Origin of the sequence: Bacillus sp. V5-8f (genome assembly GCF_002863565.1) — a bacterium.
Lineage (GTDB): Bacteria > Bacillota > Bacilli > Bacillales > DSM-1321 > Peribacillus.
This window is the reverse complement of the sequence record NZ_PGUW01000013.1, coordinates 19,279-38,150: the sequence shown is the minus strand read 5'-3', so window position 1 is coordinate 38,150 and position 18,872 is coordinate 19,279. Positions and strand designations below refer to the sequence as shown.

Below are 18,872 nucleotides of genomic sequence, written 5' to 3'. Positions count from 1 at the left end.
TTCGCCAAGAGGTCATATCCCATTCCCCCTTTCTGATACTCCTTAACTACCATTAACTTAAATTGTTCACTATATTTAGCCATTAAAAAACACCCCAAAAGTTAGATTTCACTCTAACTTTTGGGGTGCAGTACATTGTTAGGCTTTTTCTTTTAAAAATGGGCTGTCACTTTGATAGCTTGTATAGATTATGCTTCCTCCTGTGGGAAAGTATAAAAAAAAGCCTATTAGTTAGCACCGGGGTCAGTCCCCTAGCTATTAGGCTTTTCCTATTAATCTTTATGGATTAATTATATTTTTCACAAAAAAATGTGCCATTAACTACCGATACTTGTCCATCCTTTTTTTGAAACGCCGTATATAATATTCTATAAAAACTTAAGGGGGGTGTTTTTTATGGTATACGATAGAGAACGTGACCGGGAACGCTATTACGACCGCAGGGAATATAATCGAGAAAGGTATTACGACCGTAGAGATTATGATAATGAACGCTATTACGACCGTAGGGAATATGACCGGGACCGGTATCACGATCGTAGGGACTATGATCGTGATCGACATCACCATCGAAGAGAACGTGATCGAGATCGGTATCACGATCGAAGAGACCGCGACCGGGATCGGTATGAAGATCGTAGATATCGTTATTAAACGCTTATACAGTCCAGTATGTAGTGATGTATTGAACAAACCCCCTACGTATGTAGCTACACTAAAGAAGCAAATCTAATATATTTAGTGAGATGGTCCGTATAAGTTCTTTATCTTATAGGCAGTCTGTCCGTACACGATAAAAACAGACCTTATTCATTTGAAGGTCTGTTTTTTCGTTACCATTAAATGTACTTTTTGATTTAAGTCACTCATTCTATTAAGATATTTCTTCTAACCGATTTGGCACAAGTTTTGAAAGCGTCTCTTTTTGAATTGGGTGTATAAATGGTAAACCTTTATAAGCAAATGCTTAATCTTATATATCGACCAGTCAAGTTATTTCGCTTTCGCCATCTTGTTGGGGGTTTCCCCGCCATTTTTTACAATTCCTTTAAGTCCTTCCACACTGCGTACGACAGCCTTACGATGATTGTTCCGGACCAGTTGTACATAACCATCCGTTACCTTGTGCCATTCACGGCGGCGGTTACGCACATATGCCACGTTCGATTCTACACTCTTTTGAATGCTGTCCTCGAACTGGTCGAGCATGTTTAATGTGGATTTGAGAGGAGTTAGAGCCAGGTTTTCCACCTTTTTGGAAACATCTCTCAGCTGGCCATTGAGTTCAGTACGCTCACTTGATTCAGGTGTATTAGCCTCGGTTTCTCTTCTTCGGGAGTAATTACCCAACAAACCTTTAACCATTTTTCTGTTTGTCCTTCTTGACTGCTCGAATATGCTTACGAATGATTTCCTGTATTGCTTATTGAACTGGACTACTTCCTTTAACGCATTGATATAGGCATCTTCACTACGTTCACGGATTTGTCTTCCCCGTTCTATTGATTGTTCATACCGATTCCAAACTGAATCTACAAATACACCAGTCGATGTAGGCTCCTCAGTTGCAACAACTTCTTCCTCAGTAACAGCTTCACTCTTTTTCTGCACCATTGTCGTTCCTCCTCTTTTCATTGCTTTCTTTCCCTATGACATCCTTCTTTTAAAAAAGAAGAAAAATAGAGTTCAATAAAAATGATTTACTACATAGTAAAACTTTGGTCAAACATAGACTGGTAACCTTCAAGATGATTAGCAAAGCCTCTTTCGTATGTAGTTCCAGTCCTCTTCTTTGCCGACCTCTTCCTGTCATCTGCCCTTCTCCAACTGATTTGCCAGTCGATAGACATTGCTCTACTCAACCTTGGAGACCAATTGACTCCAGCCTGTTAAACATAATTTGGTTCTCACCTAAGCAAGCGCAACTTCTTATGAAGGATTCACCGAGTCAAATGCCGACCTTTATTAATCCAACTAATTTAACTCATATGTGTATTTTACATCTATAGGTAATATTTTGTCAACTTGGCATAAAATACACAGGAAAAGGTTGCAATTAACGTTTACACATTTCCTAAATTGGAAATATCTTAATAGAAAAATAATGGGGTGGATTTAGAACAAAAATTTCAAGGTGGGTTTTTTATGACAAAAACGAGACGAACTGAATCAGGAATGCCCTATTTTCACTTTGGCAGCGGCGAACCTTTATTGTTGATCCATGGCCTTGGCGAATTCAAAGAAGGCTGGGTTCATCAATTTGAATTATCGGATGAATTTGAACTGATCATTCCCGACTTGCGCGGCCATGGAGAATATGCAAAGACAGAAGGAATCTCCATACAAAGCTTTGCTTCAGATCTCATTGGCTTATTGAAAGAATTGTCGCTTGACAGCGCTCACATACTAGGCTTTTCCATGGGAGGCGCAGTTGCACAAGAAATGTACCGGCAGGCTCCTGACAAGTGCCGATCGCTACTGTTAATCAATACGTTTCATTATTTCCCAAAGAAACTTGCCAAAATGTTCTTGAAGTCCAGGGAATCGAAAATTGAAAGTCTAACAGTAGAGCCCCGATATGAAGAAGCTGCTAAATTGAGCCTGTATTCCTGGAAGGAAGAAAACATACGGGATTTCAGCAATTTTTACCAACCGAACCGTGATGCTTTTTTAGCATCCATGAACGCATGCCTTCATGTAAATAACTTGTCCCTCTTGCCCAACGTTCAAATACCGACGCTCATTATTGGCGGCCAGTATGACTCGGTCCTGCCAGTATCGCTTCAGCTGTGGATGCATAAACTCATGCCCGATTCAGAATTCATTATCATGAGAAATACGGGGCATATGCCTAAATATGAAGCTAAGGACAGATTTAACCGGCTGATAAGAAATTTTCTCCGCAAGCAAAAAGCCAGTACCCGACGAAAACGTTTTAATGCTTCTGCCTGACAATCAATGTATAAGAATTGCATGCAGCTTTTTTATTACACCAATGGTTTATTGAAAAACAAAGCGGGAAGTAACACAATTCTTCCCGCTTAATGAATCATTTTCGTCCATTCCTTTTATGCTTGCAAACCTTTATTTGAACGGCTTGAAAGCCATTGGTCTGCAACAACTGCAAACTTTCCCGTCAGTGCCAGCGATACATGGCCTGCTTCGATCAGATTATAGGTTTTATCCTCGCTTCCTACAAGGTCCATGATCGGAAGGCTTTGTGCCTCCATGACAAGATTATCATTGGAAGATGAGACGACAAACAGAGGGCAGGTGATGTTCTTTAAATCGACCTTCTTTCCGCCAATCACCAATTCTCCCTTCATTAGCTTATTATCTCTATATAAATCATTGAACATCTGCTTAAATGCTGCACCTGCAAATGATCCCGTATCCCTCGTCCACTTATCCATCCGCCGCCATTTATCAACATACCGATCATCATGTGCCCGGCTAACCAGGTTTACATAAGGGCTTACATAGATGGGTGAGAGTCCCCTGAACATGGAATATGTAAATTCAGGAGGGATAACCCCATAAACATCAGCCAATCGGTCAACACTGAGTGTCCCATTATTTAATGCTTCCAGCCACTTTTCAGGAATGATTCCAACGCTGTAATCAATTGGAACCGTAGCAAGAACTAAATTTTTTATCGGCAGATTCGTAATGGAAGTGAAAATGGCTGATATCGTACCGCCCAGGCAATACCCTATCAACGATATTTCCTCTGCCCTAGAATGCCGTAATGCCCGTTTGACTGCCCTTTCCAAGTAATCGAGGATATAGGTTTCAATACTGATACCTTTGTCCTCGTAAGCTGGGGAACCCCAATCCAGCAAATAAACATCATAGCCAAGTTCTGCAAGGCCGCCAATCACGCTGTTTCCAGGCCCGATATCTAAAATATATGGCTTATTAAGGAGCGAGTAGACAAAAAATAACGGGATGTCATACTTTTTTTCTTTCGCAGGATAATGCCAAAGAACGGATTTATTTTTACGCCACACCATCTGCCTTGGGGCATGCTCGATGTCAGGCTTTGGATCATTGACGATTTTATAGACTTGTTTCCACCTATTCGTTTCTTTTTCCATATCAACGACTGGAACAAGGTTTTTTAATGTTGTCTCAGTACTAGCCATATGTCACCCTTACCTTTACCGTTTATTTACCTGCGCCCACTCCAACCAGCGCCGCTTCTTCTTCTTTTTCTTTTACATCCATATTTTTAAGCTGTGCCAATTGATTCTTAATCTCAGCAAATTGGACAAGCTCTTGTTTTAAATCCTGTAGCTCTGCCTTAATATCATTTGATTCCATGAGCTCTAGCTTCAATTCTTGCAGCTCCGCCTGGACACTATTCGTGTGCGCAAGTTCCTCCCTCAATGCTTGTAACTCAGCTTTCATGTTTTTTGTATCAGCAAGCCCCTCGCTCAGCTTTTGAAGGCTAGCGTTCATTTTCTTTGTTTCAGCGAGTTCTTTTGCTGTTTTTGATAGTTCCGTTTTCAATTGCTTGGTAACTTTTACAATTTCCTCGAAGAATTCCATATTTTCTTTGTTTATAGAAATGAACTCGTCCTTCATTTCCCAGATTTGCTCCTCGAGTAGATCTATTTTGTCTTCAGCCTGGATGGAAAGCTGTGCCACATTAGCGATATCTTTTTTTGTGGGAAGATTCATGTAGCTTGCAATCAGTTCTTGATTCTTTCTAAACAGCTCCATATAACGGGAATGTGAATCCATCCCGATCTTGGAAGCTTTGACAAATTCGTTGGTATCTGTGAACGTGGAAAGAACGCCGTTCATTTGTTGTTCCCACATTTCGCTTAGCTGCCTGAACCCTTTGTATGGATCGTACTTTTTATCGTTTGACATTCTTTATCCCCCCGAAGATTAAGATTTGACTGGTTCTTCAATTTTTTCCAGATATTTATTGAATGGTAAAAAGGCGGTTTTGAAAGGTTTTGTAAACAGGTTTACAAATAATTTTTGATTCTCATAGATAAGCTTGGCTGACTGTTTGACGGTACGGATATATTCGATTCTAGCTTTTTTCCGTAGCGTGACGTAGTGCTCGATCATGTCAACGTACTTTTCGAAGCTCACCTGCCCTGTAAGTGTGCGGCGTGGCGTATCCATAATGGCAATTGTCCGCTTTTGGATGTCATTGAAGAGTTGATTCATTTCTTCATAAGACTTCACAGGGAAAAAGCGTTGAAAGGAGGTTGTAGACATCAAAAATTCTTCCCGGGCTGTTTTCTCCCATGCCGCCAGTTCTTTTTGGAATTGCTCGTTAACTTCATTGATGTTTTCCATGTTACGTTTTACGCTTTCGGAAATTCGCTTAACTCTTTGTAGAAAATCCTCATCCCGATTTTCAGAACGCTCGGCCCACTTGTCCAGCTCGTTACATGCATTCTTCCAAAGTAAATCAAGGCTGGACAGCTGCTCTTCCACTTCTCCAACCTCCACAGGAAGCACAGCTTCTTCAGACTCTTCTATATTCTTTTTTATAGTTGCTCCCGTCACGGCCTCAAGCTTTTTTACAGATGCTTCACCGGCTTTTGCCTCAAGCACCTCGTTTACCGCTTGCTCCACCTTTGCTTCAAGCTCACTATTCACTTTTACTTTGAGCTCTTGTTCTTTTGCTTCATTTACTTCTCTTTTTTCCTTTTCTTCCATGCTTTTCTCCTCCGCTTCTTGTATAGTTTCTTTTCTTTCTGAGATGTTTTTCTTTACATTCCAGTTCCTCTGCTATTTCCGATAATTCATCAGTTAGCCTTCTTAACTGGATTCGATGGCTCTTCACTTCAGTCAAAATGTCATATAACTCATCATCCAGGAGATCCAGCCGATCCTCATGCCGAATGATTCGTTTGGCCATGTCCGCCATGTCATTCCTTGAGGCAAGGTTGTTTCTGTCGAGCCATTTCTGTGATTGATTTCTTATGGCAACTACGTGGTTCAAATGGGTATCCATTGCTTCTCCGGCCATCTTCACAAAAGTCATTGAGTTAGTCATGCAGCGGATTTTCCGATTCAAATCCTCTTCCATTTTTTTATAGACTTTTGCTGAATCACCGTCAAAAGGACACATAAAACCCTCCATGCTGTTGCTTCGCCAGACTCTTAGACTAATAACCTTTTAAATTCTTATTTACCAAGATAACAATCAGCTCTCCTTCTTCCCCAACAGGTACGTCTTCAACATGGTCTCCTGTTACTTTCACGATTCTTGCTTCGGTTCCAGGAACCGGAATCCCTATGCTTCCTTCCTTCGGGGGCAGAAATGGGGGAGTGAAAATGGCTGATGGTAACATTTCTGAAAGCCCATAACCGTCGTATAGCTTACACCCTGTTTTCTCTTCAAAAACCCTGGCTAGTTCAATTGGCAGTGGTGCCCCGCCGCTGCTTAAATAATAAATGTCTTCGAAGCCGCATTCTCCCAATCCTTCCTGGCTGTTCAATGCGAAATACATCGTTGGGACGGCTGACATTTGGAACGGTTTTTCCCGTTTGACAATGTCCATCATTTCTTTTACATCAAATCTCGGCAATACCAGCTGATTGGCCCCTTCTCTAATTCCGGAAAGCGCGTTGCAGCTGAGACCATAAACATGGAACATCGGAAGGACACTCATGATTTTGAAATCGTCTGGCCGATTCTCGCACGTCCTATAAGTAAAATCACAAACCTGAATCACATTGGAAAGAAGGTTCTTGTAAGTAAGCATAACCCCCTTTGAAGCACCTGTCGTCCCGCCCGTGTATTGCAGCTTGGCCACGTCTTCATCAAGGTCAATCGCAACTTCTGGCAGACTCCCGTTTGAGGCGAGGAATTCATCAAAGTGATGGTCACCCGGCTCGAGATCGATTTTGCTACTGCCAAAGCTTAAACAATAACTGTTTCTAGAGATGTCCGTGACTGTACCTGCTTCACTCTTGGATAAAAGGTATCCAATACTACAATGTATTTTGAACCGGAATCGTTCAGGACATGTTCAATCTCCCTTTCAACATACATAGGATTCACCTGAACATTGATCCCACCTAAACGGAATCCCGCAAATAACGTAAAAATATAATGGGGGCTATTCGGCAGCATAATGGAAAGCCTATCACCCTTTTGAAATCCGCTTGCAAACAGGGATGCAGCGAGCATTTTCGCAATAGACTTTGTTTGATTAAAGCTTCATGTCCTTCCAAAAAAAGTCATGGCTGGTTTTTCGTTATGGTCACTGGCTGCCTTGCTTAACAAATCGAAAAGAGAATCGTAATCTACAGAAACATGTTCACTTATTATTGGATCATAAAATTTTAACCATGTTTTTTGCTGGTAGACCATCTTTCTTTTCCTCCCCAATGCCTTCCTTTATTTCATTTTTTTGAATACACTATCATGATGTCACAAAACAATGTAGTGCCAATATTTAGATTATTGTTTTAAAAAAACTTTTTGTAAACCATATCCTTTTCGACATTTTTTTACTACTTTCTATGTTTTCAGACTTTTAATGAGCTTAACGAGGGGTAACATAACCAAATTTATCCATTAAAAGCAGAAAAAACAACAGAAAATTGTCGAAAAAATTCTTTATGTTCACAAACTTTTCACAACTAACTCGACAACTTTTTAAGCATTCGGGTAAATTGGAAGCGTTTTCTTATTTTCAAAGAATATATTTGGAAAGGCTCACAGTTTATGGAGATTACTTTTTAAGGCTTTTTGCGGGAAGGCGCGTACTATTTAATGGATAAAGCTGATGACCAATTAATAGATTCCAATATATATCTGTTAACTAGTTAATAGTCAGTAAAAAGCATTCATAATAGCCAAGGCTATCAACAAACAAGAAAAAGCAGTGGATTTTACACATCCACTGCGTATAAAATTTTTTCTGATTGACCAAACCCGCGATACTAGCTTACTCTATTAAATCCATTGTCCTGAAAGGAAGCAGGTTCAATTGGTTCCAGATCGGTAAGCAGGAATACATAACTTAGAATTCCGACAACCAGAAAAGCTGCTGCAACAAGGAATGCATACATAAAGGATCCTGTCGCTTGAACGATAAATCCTGTGGCAATTGGAGCGACGATGGCCATGGAATTGTTTCCAAAGGTTAAAAGTCCTGTTAAGGTTCCTACGCTTCCCTTTGGAGCAATAAAGGTAGGAATGCTATAAGCAACTGCAGAAGTAACTACAAGACCACCCAGGGCTATAGAAATCCATAACACTGCTATATTTGGGTTATGTGTGAACGCTGCACCAATGATTGCTAAACCGAAAAGCATACCAATTACAAGGGTGGTTTTCCTTACACGGGTTGAATTATAGCCTTTGTTGACTAGACGATCTACAAGCCAACCTCCAAAGACAATTTCTGTAATGGTCCCTACAACCCATGGTATGGCTGCATACCAACCAGATTTTAATATCGACATTCCCATTTCTGTGGCAAGGTATCCTGGAAGCCAAGTCAAGAATAAAAACCAAGAATATCCATAGGCGGCAAAACCAATAAATACTGCCCATACCTTTCGTTTAGTCAATAGATAACGGATATTTTGCATGGCTGTTCCTGACTGTTCCTCTCCACTTTGTGAACCGCCATCAATAATGTATTGATACTCTTCTTTTGTTAAACGTTCATCTTCGTGTGGCTCACGATACCAAATGAAAAATATAACGGCATATATGATGCTGATAATGGCAGTGGCGAAAAATCCAGCTCGCCAGCCCCATTCGGTAACGATTAAGGCGAGCAGCGGAGCCCCGATAGCATTGGAAAGCTTGGATTGAGCATCATAACTAGCAATTGCTTTTCCACGTTCATTTTGCGGAAACCAATGGCTGATAGCCTTGGCGGCAGCCGGGAAATATGGCGCTTCACCGACACCTAATAAAATCCTGGATAAGATAATTAATCCCCACCCATTTGCCACTGCTGTTAAAAGGCAGGCTAACGCCCATATTATTGTAGCAACTCGTGTGACCCATTTCACACCTATTTTATCAAGCAATGGCCCGACAGGAATTTGCAATAAAGCATACGACCATGCAAAGGCAGATAGAAAAATTCCCATCTGACCTGGCGTTAAATCAAATTCCTCTTTTAACATAGGAATCGCGATTGACATATTTGTTCGATCAAAGTAGTTTACGATTACTCCAACCGCAATTAAGAAGGCTATTGACCAACGATGCTTTTTCATACTTATCCTCCATCCTCTGTGATGCTCCATCTTGAGATTGAAATCACTTCCATATATTTGACAGGAAATCTTAGTACATATTTTTATAAAAACTAACACAAATCTCCTATCCAGCTATAATCTGTTTGTGCCTTGATTAAATAGACGAATCTCCCGAATAGAAGACATTTCACTCGATGTTTCCCGGGTAGTTTCCTTCATATTGACTATGGGTTTTACTGTTTTGAATATATTGGTTTGTAAAATGGGTAAATCGCGATATATGTAAGGGCACAAAGACACGCAGATACTTAACGAATCGATGAGCAATGAGCTCGATTCCCATTACCCTCTTTAAAGTCCAAGATAATTTTTCCAAACTTTCCTGTAGCAGCTGCCTCATATGCTCGTTCATACTCTTTAAAAGGAATAATCTCGGAAATGATTGGGTTCACATGAAAATCATCGCGCATTAAATATTCCAGCGCCTTCGTATAGTCAGATGGGAAATTATAAATGATAGATCCATATATATTCAATTCATTTCTCACCACTCGCACTACAGGAACATTGGCTTCCGGTGTTAGACCAATCAAAACTACTGAGCCACCAGGAGCGGCAATTTGGATCGCTTGCTCGACAGACTGTTGGACCCCCGCCGCCTCTATAACGACATCAAAGGTTTCATCTTTAATCTCATCGGGCATAGCGGTTCGAATCTTGCCGAAGCTTCTTGCGTTTTCTAATTTATCCTGGTTGATATCAATCGCTGTTACCTGGGCTCCTAAATAAGCGGCCAATGAAACGGCCAGCATTCCTTCAGTGCCACAGCCGATAATTGCAACTGAGGTATCTTTTGTCATTTCAACCTTTTGAAAGGCATGAATGATTACGGCAAATGGTTCAATTAACACCGCTCTCTCATCAGGTACTCCTTCAGGAATAGGCAATACAAAACGTGACGAAATCACAAACTCCTGAGAAAATCCTCCGTCCGCATTGACACCCAATGATTCCTTATGGCGGCATATATTTGTTTTCCCTTTTACGCACATATCGCAAGTCCCACAATAGGAATTAGGAAGAACCACGACCTTCGTGCCGATTGTATATTCGACATCTTGTCCTGCTCCCATAATCGTACCTACCAACTCATGGCCGGGTGTGACTGGATAGGACGCATGCTTCAATTTCCCTTTAAAGACCGCAATATCCGACCCGCAAATCCCGCCGTATATTACTTTAATTTTCACCTCATCATCTTTAAGAGTGGATAAAGATTGAAGCTCTTGTAGTTCTAACTGACCTGGTTGTTTTAAAATTAATCCCAACATCTTTTCTTGCCTCCAACACTCAATACATTTTAATTTCTATCAAATGGAAAAAAGCACTATTGCCGACACATCAATTTAAACATTCTATAACATTATTCCACTATAAACAATATACCTTTTTAAAAAATTCACACTTTTCTGTAAGATAGAAGCAATATAAACGGTTTTGGTGAATTAATGGAGAGAAAATAGATAGAATGTAATTTACGCAAATATACACCTCATTTATTTGTCCAAAATCGCTGGTAATCTGTCCAGATTCTATTTTATTTGTCCAGAACAAAGAAATTACAATGTATCCTAATCGTTAGAAGTTTTCTATTTTAACAGAGGTTTTGATATCAGTGAAGTTTAGGATTTGTTTAGTTGAAATGTTGGAGGAAATATACTCACTTAAATGAGAATGGCGGTTCCTTTACTCGGGTTTTGGCCCTATGAGGATTAACGAGGTAACAAATTGTGCATATGCTTAGGACTTTCTTACTGAATTTGTTTCATTGGAACTCTTTTTCTTAATAAGATTAATCACTTTCTTTGCGCAATACTCATATTATGTGTTAAAACTAGTAGTGGCAATCTTAGATTGTTATTTTTCAACAAGAGAGGTACATACATAGTGAATAAGACAGAACTAGTAAATGCAGTAGCACAAAAAAGCGAGCTTTCTAAAAAAGATGCAAGTAAAGTAGTTGAAGCATTTTTCTCATCTATTACGAATGCATTAAAAAATGGAGATAAAGTTCAAATACTTGGCTTTGGAAACTTTGAAGTGCGCGAGAGAGCTGCACGTATTGGAAGGAATCCGCAAACGGGTGAGGAAATGTATATTGACTCATCAAAAGTACCTGCTTTTAGTGCTGGTAAAGCATTGAAAGACGCAATAAAAAACAATTAATTGTGTAAAACAGCACCACGGTGGGTTAGTTTTTTGCTAACCCACCGTTTTGTTTTTTTATAGATCAGCATGATTTTACTGAAAGAACCTGCTCAAAAGATATATCAGCGAAATCCACGTCTATAAGCGAATTCCATATTATATCTGCCAGATCCATACAAGGCTCACACTTCAGCTATTCCTGATTTCTGCAATGACAAGGTTTCGCAAAAGTTTCCCCACTCTCATCAAAAAGCAATCCAGTTGATAGTTTTAGGACGTTACATCGGGGATAAACGGATCTATTAAATTTCTACTTTCTGAAGCGAATCCGATTTTACTCTATTCAACGTACTGTATACTGCTGACTCCAACTCAATGAATGTTAGGTAAGAAGCCACGTCTTGGAATGGAAGGATTTGGGTAGCTACGAATCCGCCAATGCCGTTCTCCCGATCGATCCAGTAGAACAGATTGGCCAACCCCGCCCACATCAATTGTCCAGCTGGCCGACCTGTAGGGATGGGTTCGTCATTTACCTGGAATGTATATGACCAAGACTTTAATACACCAGGGAAGAACTCACCATCATTGGATAACGATGGATTGCACGTGAGCCATCCTCCGCTCTTCAAAGAATCGAGCCCATTCTTAGACATTTGTTCAACCGTTTGTGGGTCGAGAACGCCTTCACCGTCATTTAGTATCATACGGATAAACTTCATGTACTCGCCGACGCTAGCATACAGACCGTGTCCTCCCATATCCATTTCAGGCGATTGTGGCAGCATGAAATCAGGTACAGGTGTGATTTTTCCGTCCTTCTCTCGGCTGTGCATGGTTGCTCGGCGTTCCATCATGGACGGCGTAAGCGTAAATCCGATATCGGTCATGCCCAAAGGAGCAAAGATATACTCGGCCATAACTTCGCCTAGCCGCTTACCGCGTACGGCTTCCACAACCTTTCCAACCCAGTCGATATTAGCCCCATAGTTCCAGCGTTCACCCGGTTCAAATAGCAGCACATTCTTAATCGAATCAAAAGTACTGCTAAGTATAGAAGGAACTTCCTTTACCTCGCGATATTTACGATCTTCCTCACTGAAGAAATCATAACCAAAGCCGGCAGTGTGGAGCATGAGCATCTTTATGGTAATGTCTGTCTTTGGTGGTCTTAGCTTAGGCTGCCCTTCTGCATCAAATCCCTCTAAAACCATAATCTCGGCAATTTCTGGTACATATTTTTTGACCGGATCATCAAGGCCCACCTTTCCTTCCTGGACCAATTGCATCAATGCTGCACCGGTGATGGCCTTAGTGGTTGAGAAAAGAGCACACACTGTGTCAGTAGTCATTGGGGTATTTTTGCCGAGCTCTCGTACCCCTGCTGCTCCTTCGTAAATGTTACCCTCACGGTCAGTTATCATTGCAACTACACCAGGCGCGCCCCCAGCCCTACTTACAGAATTAGCCAAAACTTGGTCTAACGTATTTTTCAGAGCACTTTTAATCTTTTCCCTCGTCATCTTATCCATCTCCCCTTTACACTTATCTCGAAACCGTTTACATATATATTTTAAAAATTCCATAAGTATGTCAGACTTCCTCACTGACAAAAAGTAATCTACGACAGGAGCAGATTGTATTTCATGTGTTGTTTCCCTTTCCTCCGTCCTTTACCATTTCACGCGGTGGTCCCCTTTCCCTGCACTAGTAGGTAAAAAATCCAACGCCAGTTTTGCGACCGAGCGTACCTGCCCGGACCATTTTTTTCAGAAGTGGAGAAGGACGGTATTTCGGATCCCCCGTTTCCGTGAATAAAGTCTCAATCACATGCAATAATGTGTCCAGTCCGATGACATCTGCGAGTGCCAGTGGCCCAATGGGATGATGGGCTCCTAATTTTAAGGCAACGTCAATTTCCTCAGCACTGGCTGTTCCCTCTGCTAATACAAAGATTGCTTCATTTACCATCGGGATCAGGATTCGATTTACCACAAAAAGGGGAGTTTCTTTAACTGATATCTCTTTTTTTCTTAAAGTCTCGATGAATTGTTTCGTGGTTTCATAACATTGGTCGCTCGTTTTGTGCCCCCTGACCAATTCAACGAGTTCCATTCGTGGCACAGGATAGAAAAAATGAGTGCCGATTACTTGCTCAGGACGTTTTGTAGCAGATGCCATCTCGGTAATGCTTAAACCCGAGGTATTCGAAGCAAAAATGGCGGCTGGTTTACAAACTGTATCCAGTTCTTTAAATAATTCTTTTTTAGCCTCCATTTTTTCAGTGATCGCTTCAATGACAACATCAGCCTGAGAAACTTCCATGAAATCAATGGTTCCTTCAATACATTCAAAAATCTGATCGGCTTCCTGTTGACTGATCTTATTTTTATGTACACCTCGCTGAATATTATTTGAAATTTCCTGTAAGCCTCTTTCAATGATTCCTTCGTGCACATCCTGCAATACGACTCCCGCATCCCATGGTACCGGCACCTATTACTGCAATCGTTTTTATCATCTTGGGTTCTTCCTCACAAGTTAAAGTTTTAATACGAGCTTCTGCCCGTTTTATGTTTCCATCCGTATATAAAGTGGGCAGGAAAAGCGAAACCCACTTTCCCGCACTTTTCAAATGTGTGTTCCTCTGGTTACCGTGCAATGGGATCCGTCAACTTGTTTGACCTTGCTTCATACTCACTTCCGCCAAATATCGCATTGGGATTTTTTACGAAGATCGTTTTTAGCTGCTGTTCTGTTACTCCGCCCTCTTTCAATCTAGGAATGATATTTTCAAAGATATGGCCTGGCTGCCAATATCTAATCAATTCTTTCATTTCCTCCGGCCATACCGGTGGTTTTCCAAGCCAAACATTTACGGTATCATGGGACATCATCAATTGCTCTGAGTATCCTGCAGCAATTAACCCCAATAATACTGCGATTCTTTGCGAGTCCATCGGCGCACCGACAAAGCCCTGGATTCCAAATCGGTCAAATCCGACAAAAACCCCGTGCTTTAGTGTCTCCAGCTGATAACTAATATCGGTATTTCCATCCATATGCCCGATTAGGATCCGCTTAGGATCAGCCCCCTCAGAGGTTAAAAGGGCAGCCTGCCCAGGCCCCATTGTCCCTTCCTGGGTATGTGTGACAATGGAGATCCCCGTTTCTTTTTGGACCCTTGCCGCAACTCGGAAAAATATTTCCTCGTAATTGGTGATCCGGTCTTTACTTGTACCAAGCTTTATTACACCAGGTTTTATGCCGGTCTTCGCCATTCCATTTGTAATTTCCGACATATACAGCTCATAAATTTCATCTTCCGCCGCCCCCAGAGCCTGCTTGAATTTAAAATAGGCCGGAACCCCTTCTCCTTCATAATAATAGCCTGTTGCACAAATGATATGAATACCGGTCCGTTCTGAAATTTCCCTTAAGATTTCAGGGTCCCTTCCCGTATCGTTGGGAGTCACGTCGACCACGGTACTTACCCCGTGCGATTTAACTTTTTCCGCACCTCTACACCAACTCGAACGACCTCATTTCGGTCAACAGCATAGATCGGGTTGGCATAATAACCTGGAAAAAGAAGTGTTCATGCATTAACGTTTTTCCCAATTCGTCTGCGGATACTGGACCTAACACTGTATTGACTAATTTGCTCATATTATAATTTCCCCTTTTAAATAAATTTAGGAATATAACGCAATTGTGTTTTGATCACTTTTCCATTTGGATTTCGTGGTAAAACCTCCATGATTTCAACGTATTTGGGAACCTTATACTTCGCTAGTCGCTCTTTCACCCAATCCTGGACGTCTTTTTCCGTAAGTTCCTCACCAGCACGTGGGACTACGCAAGCTTTAACTGCTTCGCCATACTTATCGTCCGGCACGCCAACAATCGCTGCGTCCATAATTTTTTGATTGGCATATAAAATATCTTCCACTTCCACGGAATAGATTTTTTCCCCGCCGCGGTTGATCATATCTTTAATTCGGTCCATGATCGTAATGAAGCCATCTTCATCCATCATGGCGAGATCGCCAGTAGAAAACCAGCCATCCTTAATGGCCTTGCTGGTAGCTTCTTCATTGTTCCAATATTCCCGAATAACCATCGGTCCTTTAAAAACCAACTCTCCGACTTCTCCCAGCATAACTTCTTCATTGGTATCAGGATTGACGATTTTGACTTCCGTAACTGGTGTAGGCACCCCTACAGAACTAATTTTTTGCATTTGATGTTCAGTTGGCATGATAACAGCAGGTGAGGTTGTTTCCGTTAAACCGTATGTGTTATGGAGTTCGATGTTCGGAATCCATTTCTTTAAACCGACTAATGTTTCCCCTGGCATTGGAGCGCCACCAAAGCCTCCTACACGAAAGCTTTCTATCTTGTAATCTTGCAGATCTGGTTCCATTAGTGTCATGACATAAACGGTCGGTGAGGCAATAACGTGAGTGATATGTTCGTTTTGCAGAATCTCGAGGAATTTTTTTGGGTTGAACATTGGCATCAGAACAATCTTCCCACCCAAATATATAAAAGTGATAAGCTGTGCCGCCAGTCCCGTAATATGAAAAACAGGGACCGCAATGACAGTTGAATCGTCAGATGACAGGTTGTAGCAATGCTCATAATTCATGGCTGTGTGGATCATGTTGAAGTGGGTTATTAAAGCCCCTTTTGGTTTTCCGGTAGTGCCCGAGGTATACATGATGAACGCACTGTCGTGTTCGTCTAGTTGCTCCTCTTCTATTTCCCCAGGATGTCCCTGTATCAGGCGTGAAAAAGGAAGGGTCCTATCCGGTGTCTGTTCGTCCGTAATAAAAATCTTTTCTGTAGGTATGGCGTTCCTGACCGGCTCAACATTCGGCCACCATTCCTTGTTTGCAATCAGAATTTTCGCTCCCGAATTGGTGAGCATGTACTCTAATTCAGTTGCTTTCAGCTTTGTATTTAGCGGGACCGCGACCGCTCCGATCTGTAGGGCTGCGTATACTCCCGCAACAAATGGAATGCCATTCATTAGTAGAAAAGCTACTCGATCACCTTTTTTAATTCCATACGTATTTTTTAACTGCCAGGCGATTTGATTTACCTTCGCCTTGAGCGCTTTGTAGGTAATCTGTTGGTCTTCATGAACAAGGGCAACCTTATCCGGAAAACGCCTTACAGCTTCCGCGAGCGTTTCATTTAAATTACGCGGCCTTGTGTTGTAAACCTTTATTTTAATGCCCTGTACATCGCTTTCGGAGACAAGCTTATGAGTTTGACCCCAATAATCGGCCATGATCTTCACCCCCATTTGTTCGCGAAACGAAACATCTTTCCTTCGATCGGTTTTGGATAAAAGAACCGCTAGAAACAGTATCCCTGTACTTGTTTTTTCTCCTTATTGAAAACCACCACCCCCTTTAAGCTTATTGGCATACAGTGCACATTGTCTGTGAATGATCAGGAATGCGGCCTGACGATCAGCTTTCCCCAGGTTTTTCGTGCTCCCAATAATGAAAGGGCATGAGGCACCTCTTCAAAAGCAAACTCATTATAGATGAGAGGCTTAATCGCCCCCTTCTCATATAAAGAGATAAGCTCCTCATGTGCCTGTACCACCTTTTCAGGAAACAGCCTTCCAAAGAGTCCCCAATGGACACCTACAATGGAATAGTTTTTAACTAAAGCATGGTTGGTAGGGGCATCAGCAATGCGTCCGCCAGCGAATCCAATCACCAGGAGCCGGCCTTCAAACGCGATGCATTTGCGGGAACGATCGAATGTATCCCCTCCAACTGGGTCAAAGATAATATTGGCTCCTTTTCCGTCTGTTACTTCTTTCACGATGCTGACAAAATCCTGCGTGCTGTAATTGATGGCTCGTTCTGCGCCAAGCTCCTCGCATATCTTACATTTTTCTTCACTGCCAGCCGTTGCAATGACACGTGCACCGGCGGCCACTCCAAGCTGTATGGCAGCGGAGCCCACACCGCCAGAACCTGCATGAACCAATAGTACATCGCCCGCTTGGATTCCAGCAGATCGATGAAGGGCATAATATGCCGTTTGGTAAGTAATAAACAATGCTGCGGCATCGCTTAAGGACATGGAATCCGGAATCGGATAAACATTTTCCTCTTGCACAGTCACACTTTGGGAAAGTCCCCCATTCGGCAATTTGGGAGTGGCAAGCACCCGCTGTCCGATTTTAAGAGATACACCTGGCCCCACCTCAGAAATGATCCCTCCTATCTCTGCACCCGGTGTAAAGGGTAATGGGTGTTTTTCCTGGTATTTTCCCTGGCATTGCAAGATATCAAAAAAATTAAGGGCCGCTGCATCGACATCAATGCGCACCTGTCCCTCTTCTAGAGAAGCCTCTGTTAAATTCGCCAGTTGCAGGGCCGTCTCAGGATCACCAAGTTCTTTTACAATCCATCTTCTCATCTTCATCTCACCTCAATGTTATTTATAAAACGAATAAAGTTTTTGACTAATTGCTTTGTTTTGCACCAGATACGAAACGCTCTCCAGAATTATACAGCGGATAGATTAATATTCCGTTTCGTCTAAAGTCAATTAATCTAATTAAAGAGATATTTTACTAAGTAAATAGATAGACGCATAACTTACACTTTTTTATTAAAATTCAAATAGGCAAATGCGATGGGATAAAGTAAATTCTGTGGCTGAAGTCTCATTTTTTCAGGACGTTGGCTATGATGAGGAATCATTATAAGAGTATTGTATCCCCTTACAAAAATGTATAAAAGCGGATTGGTTGAGTTTATTAACTTCAGATTTTATATCAGAATTCTTAATAGGTAGTCTGAAAACAGCTTACTGACTTCCTTCTGATTGTACTGTCCTTTCGGAGAATACCATTGTTGGATCCAGTTGGTAGCACCTAGTATAATCATGCGGACCATTTTTACGTCCACTTTATGAAACTCCCCATTGTCTACACCTTGCTGAATCAACTGATCAAAAATCGCTGCATACACCTCACGTTGTCCCAAAATCGTCATGAGCCGATCATCGGTGAATGTTTGATCTGGTTTTATGATCATATTAAAGGTCTCTTTTTCGTTAATAGCAAAATCGATATGAGTGATAATGGCTTTCCTTAATTTATCGACCACCGTTCCTTCAACAGCGACAATCTTACCAAGAGTATCAACTGCATTCGACAAGATAAAGCTATGACATTGATACATTAAGTCTTCCTTATTTTTAAAATAATAGTATAAGGCCCCTTTGGTCATCAGCAGCTCGGCAGCGATATCCTCCATTGTTGTACGTTGATAGCCCTTTCTTGAGAGAATGCCGGCTGCGGATCGTAAAATATCTTCTCGTTTTTTAGCATTCTTCCTTTCTCTAATAGTCATAACAACCTCCAGGAACAACGCCTTTTGCAAAAAAAAAGATAAAAGGGAAATTTAAACATTTAATAAACATTG

20 protein-coding genes are annotated in these 18,872 nt (G+C 41.4%); 3 read left to right on the top strand and 17 right to left on the bottom strand.

Going from position 1 to position 18,872, the window contains the following annotated elements:
• Positions 1–415: 415 nt before the first annotated feature.
• On the top strand, positions 416–733 hold the full coding sequence (locus tag CUU64_RS14625) for a hypothetical protein (protein ID WP_101634331.1): 318 nt from the start codon (positions 416–418) through the stop codon (positions 731–733).
• A gap of 260 nt (positions 734–993) precedes the next feature.
• Here the strand turns inward: CUU64_RS14625 and CUU64_RS14620 are convergent, their stop codons facing one another.
• Positions 994–1,614 carry a hypothetical protein gene (locus tag CUU64_RS14620; protein WP_180954613.1) on the bottom strand — a complete coding sequence of 207 codons (621 nt, stop codon included), beginning with the start codon at positions 1,612–1,614 and terminating at the stop codon, positions 994–996.
• Positions 1,615–2,145: 531 nt separating this feature from the next.
• Here CUU64_RS14620 and CUU64_RS14615 point away from each other — a divergent pair.
• Entirely contained in the window at positions 2,146–2,952 is an 807-nt protein-coding gene (locus tag CUU64_RS14615; RefSeq protein WP_101634329.1) for an alpha/beta fold hydrolase, read from the top strand.
• A 116-nt stretch (positions 2,953–3,068) separates the two neighbouring features.
• On the opposite strand, the gene CUU64_RS14610 is transcribed toward CUU64_RS14615, so the two are convergent.
• From CUU64_RS14610 to CUU64_RS14580, 9 genes are all read right to left on the bottom strand, one after another.
• On the bottom strand, positions 3,069–4,145 hold the full coding sequence (locus tag CUU64_RS14610; RefSeq protein ID WP_101634328.1) for an alpha/beta fold hydrolase: 1,077 nt from the start codon (positions 4,143–4,145) through the stop codon (positions 3,069–3,071).
• A gap of 22 nt (positions 4,146–4,167) precedes the next feature.
• Positions 4,168–4,878, bottom strand: a complete 711-nt coding sequence (locus tag CUU64_RS14605; RefSeq protein WP_101634327.1) for a polyhydroxyalkanoate biosynthesis repressor PhaR — start codon at positions 4,876–4,878, stop codon at positions 4,168–4,170.
• 18 nt (positions 4,879–4,896) lie between these two features.
• On the bottom strand, positions 4,897–5,685 hold the full coding sequence (locus CUU64_RS14600) for a hypothetical protein (protein WP_257985539.1): 789 nt from the start codon (positions 5,683–5,685) through the stop codon (positions 4,897–4,899).
• Complete coding sequence (locus tag CUU64_RS14595) at positions 5,654–6,100, bottom strand: hypothetical protein (RefSeq protein ID WP_101634326.1); 447 nt, start codon at positions 6,098–6,100, stop codon at positions 5,654–5,656. Before CUU64_RS14595 ends, CUU64_RS14600 begins: the two co-directional genes overlap by 32 nt.
• Positions 6,101–6,137: 37 nt before the next feature.
• Positions 6,138–6,788 carry an AMP-binding protein gene (locus CUU64_RS22665; protein WP_257985538.1) on the bottom strand — a complete coding sequence of 217 codons (651 nt, stop codon included), beginning with the start codon at positions 6,786–6,788 and terminating at the stop codon, positions 6,138–6,140.
• Between the two features lie 107 nt (positions 6,789–6,895).
• The gene (locus tag CUU64_RS22660) at positions 6,896–7,165 is read right to left on the bottom strand and encodes an AMP-binding protein (RefSeq protein WP_257985537.1); all 270 of its coding nucleotides are present in this window, start codon (positions 7,163–7,165) and stop codon (positions 6,896–6,898) included.
• Between the two features lie 30 nt (positions 7,166–7,195).
• On the bottom strand, positions 7,196–7,348 hold the full coding sequence (locus tag CUU64_RS22655; protein ID WP_257985536.1) for a hypothetical protein: 153 nt from the start codon (positions 7,346–7,348) through the stop codon (positions 7,196–7,198).
• A gap of 575 nt (positions 7,349–7,923) precedes the next feature.
• The gene (locus CUU64_RS14585; protein WP_101634325.1) at positions 7,924–9,219 is read right to left on the bottom strand and encodes an MFS transporter; all 1,296 of its coding nucleotides are present in this window, start codon (positions 9,217–9,219) and stop codon (positions 7,924–7,926) included.
• Positions 9,220–9,509: 290 nt separating this feature from the next.
• On the bottom strand, positions 9,510–10,532 hold the full coding sequence (locus CUU64_RS14580; RefSeq protein ID WP_101634324.1) for a zinc-dependent alcohol dehydrogenase: 1,023 nt from the start codon (positions 10,530–10,532) through the stop codon (positions 9,510–9,512).
• Between the two features lie 616 nt (positions 10,533–11,148).
• Between CUU64_RS14580 and CUU64_RS14575 the strand changes: the two genes are divergently transcribed.
• Positions 11,149–11,427, top strand: a complete 279-nt coding sequence (locus CUU64_RS14575) for an HU family DNA-binding protein (RefSeq protein ID WP_101634323.1) — start codon at positions 11,149–11,151, stop codon at positions 11,425–11,427.
• A 284-nt stretch (positions 11,428–11,711) separates the two neighbouring features.
• Here CUU64_RS14575 and acmB read toward each other — a convergent pair whose 3' ends face one another.
• From acmB to CUU64_RS14545, 7 genes are all read right to left on the bottom strand, one after another.
• A complete protein-coding gene (gene acmB, locus CUU64_RS14570; protein WP_101634333.1) occupies positions 11,712–12,932 on the bottom strand; it encodes a methyl acetate hydrolase AcmB in 1,221 nt (406 codons plus the stop codon).
• A 184-nt stretch (positions 12,933–13,116) separates the two neighbouring features.
• Positions 13,117–13,905, bottom strand: a complete 789-nt coding sequence (locus CUU64_RS14565) for a 3-hydroxyacyl-CoA dehydrogenase NAD-binding domain-containing protein (RefSeq protein ID WP_101634322.1) — start codon at positions 13,903–13,905, stop codon at positions 13,117–13,119.
• A 155-nt stretch (positions 13,906–14,060) separates the two neighbouring features.
• Positions 14,061–14,894: a phosphotriesterase family protein gene (locus CUU64_RS14560; protein ID WP_308302384.1), complete on the bottom strand. Its 834-nt coding sequence runs from the start codon at positions 14,892–14,894 to the stop codon at positions 14,061–14,063.
• 37 nt (positions 14,895–14,931) lie between these two features.
• Positions 14,932–15,078 (bottom strand): hypothetical protein, encoded by a 147-nt coding sequence (locus CUU64_RS22955; protein WP_308302383.1) that lies wholly within the window; start codon positions 15,076–15,078, stop codon positions 14,932–14,934.
• Between the two features lie 16 nt (positions 15,079–15,094).
• The gene (locus tag CUU64_RS14555) at positions 15,095–16,708 is read right to left on the bottom strand and encodes a class I adenylate-forming enzyme family protein (protein WP_180954612.1); all 1,614 of its coding nucleotides are present in this window, start codon (positions 16,706–16,708) and stop codon (positions 15,095–15,097) included.
• 164 nt (positions 16,709–16,872) lie between these two features.
• Positions 16,873–17,859 (bottom strand): NADPH:quinone oxidoreductase family protein, encoded by a 987-nt coding sequence (locus CUU64_RS14550; protein WP_101634320.1) that lies wholly within the window; start codon positions 17,857–17,859, stop codon positions 16,873–16,875.
• A gap of 356 nt (positions 17,860–18,215) precedes the next feature.
• The gene (locus tag CUU64_RS14545; RefSeq protein ID WP_101634319.1) at positions 18,216–18,800 is read right to left on the bottom strand and encodes a TetR/AcrR family transcriptional regulator; all 585 of its coding nucleotides are present in this window, start codon (positions 18,798–18,800) and stop codon (positions 18,216–18,218) included.
• Between the last annotated feature and the right edge of the window lie 72 nt (positions 18,801–18,872).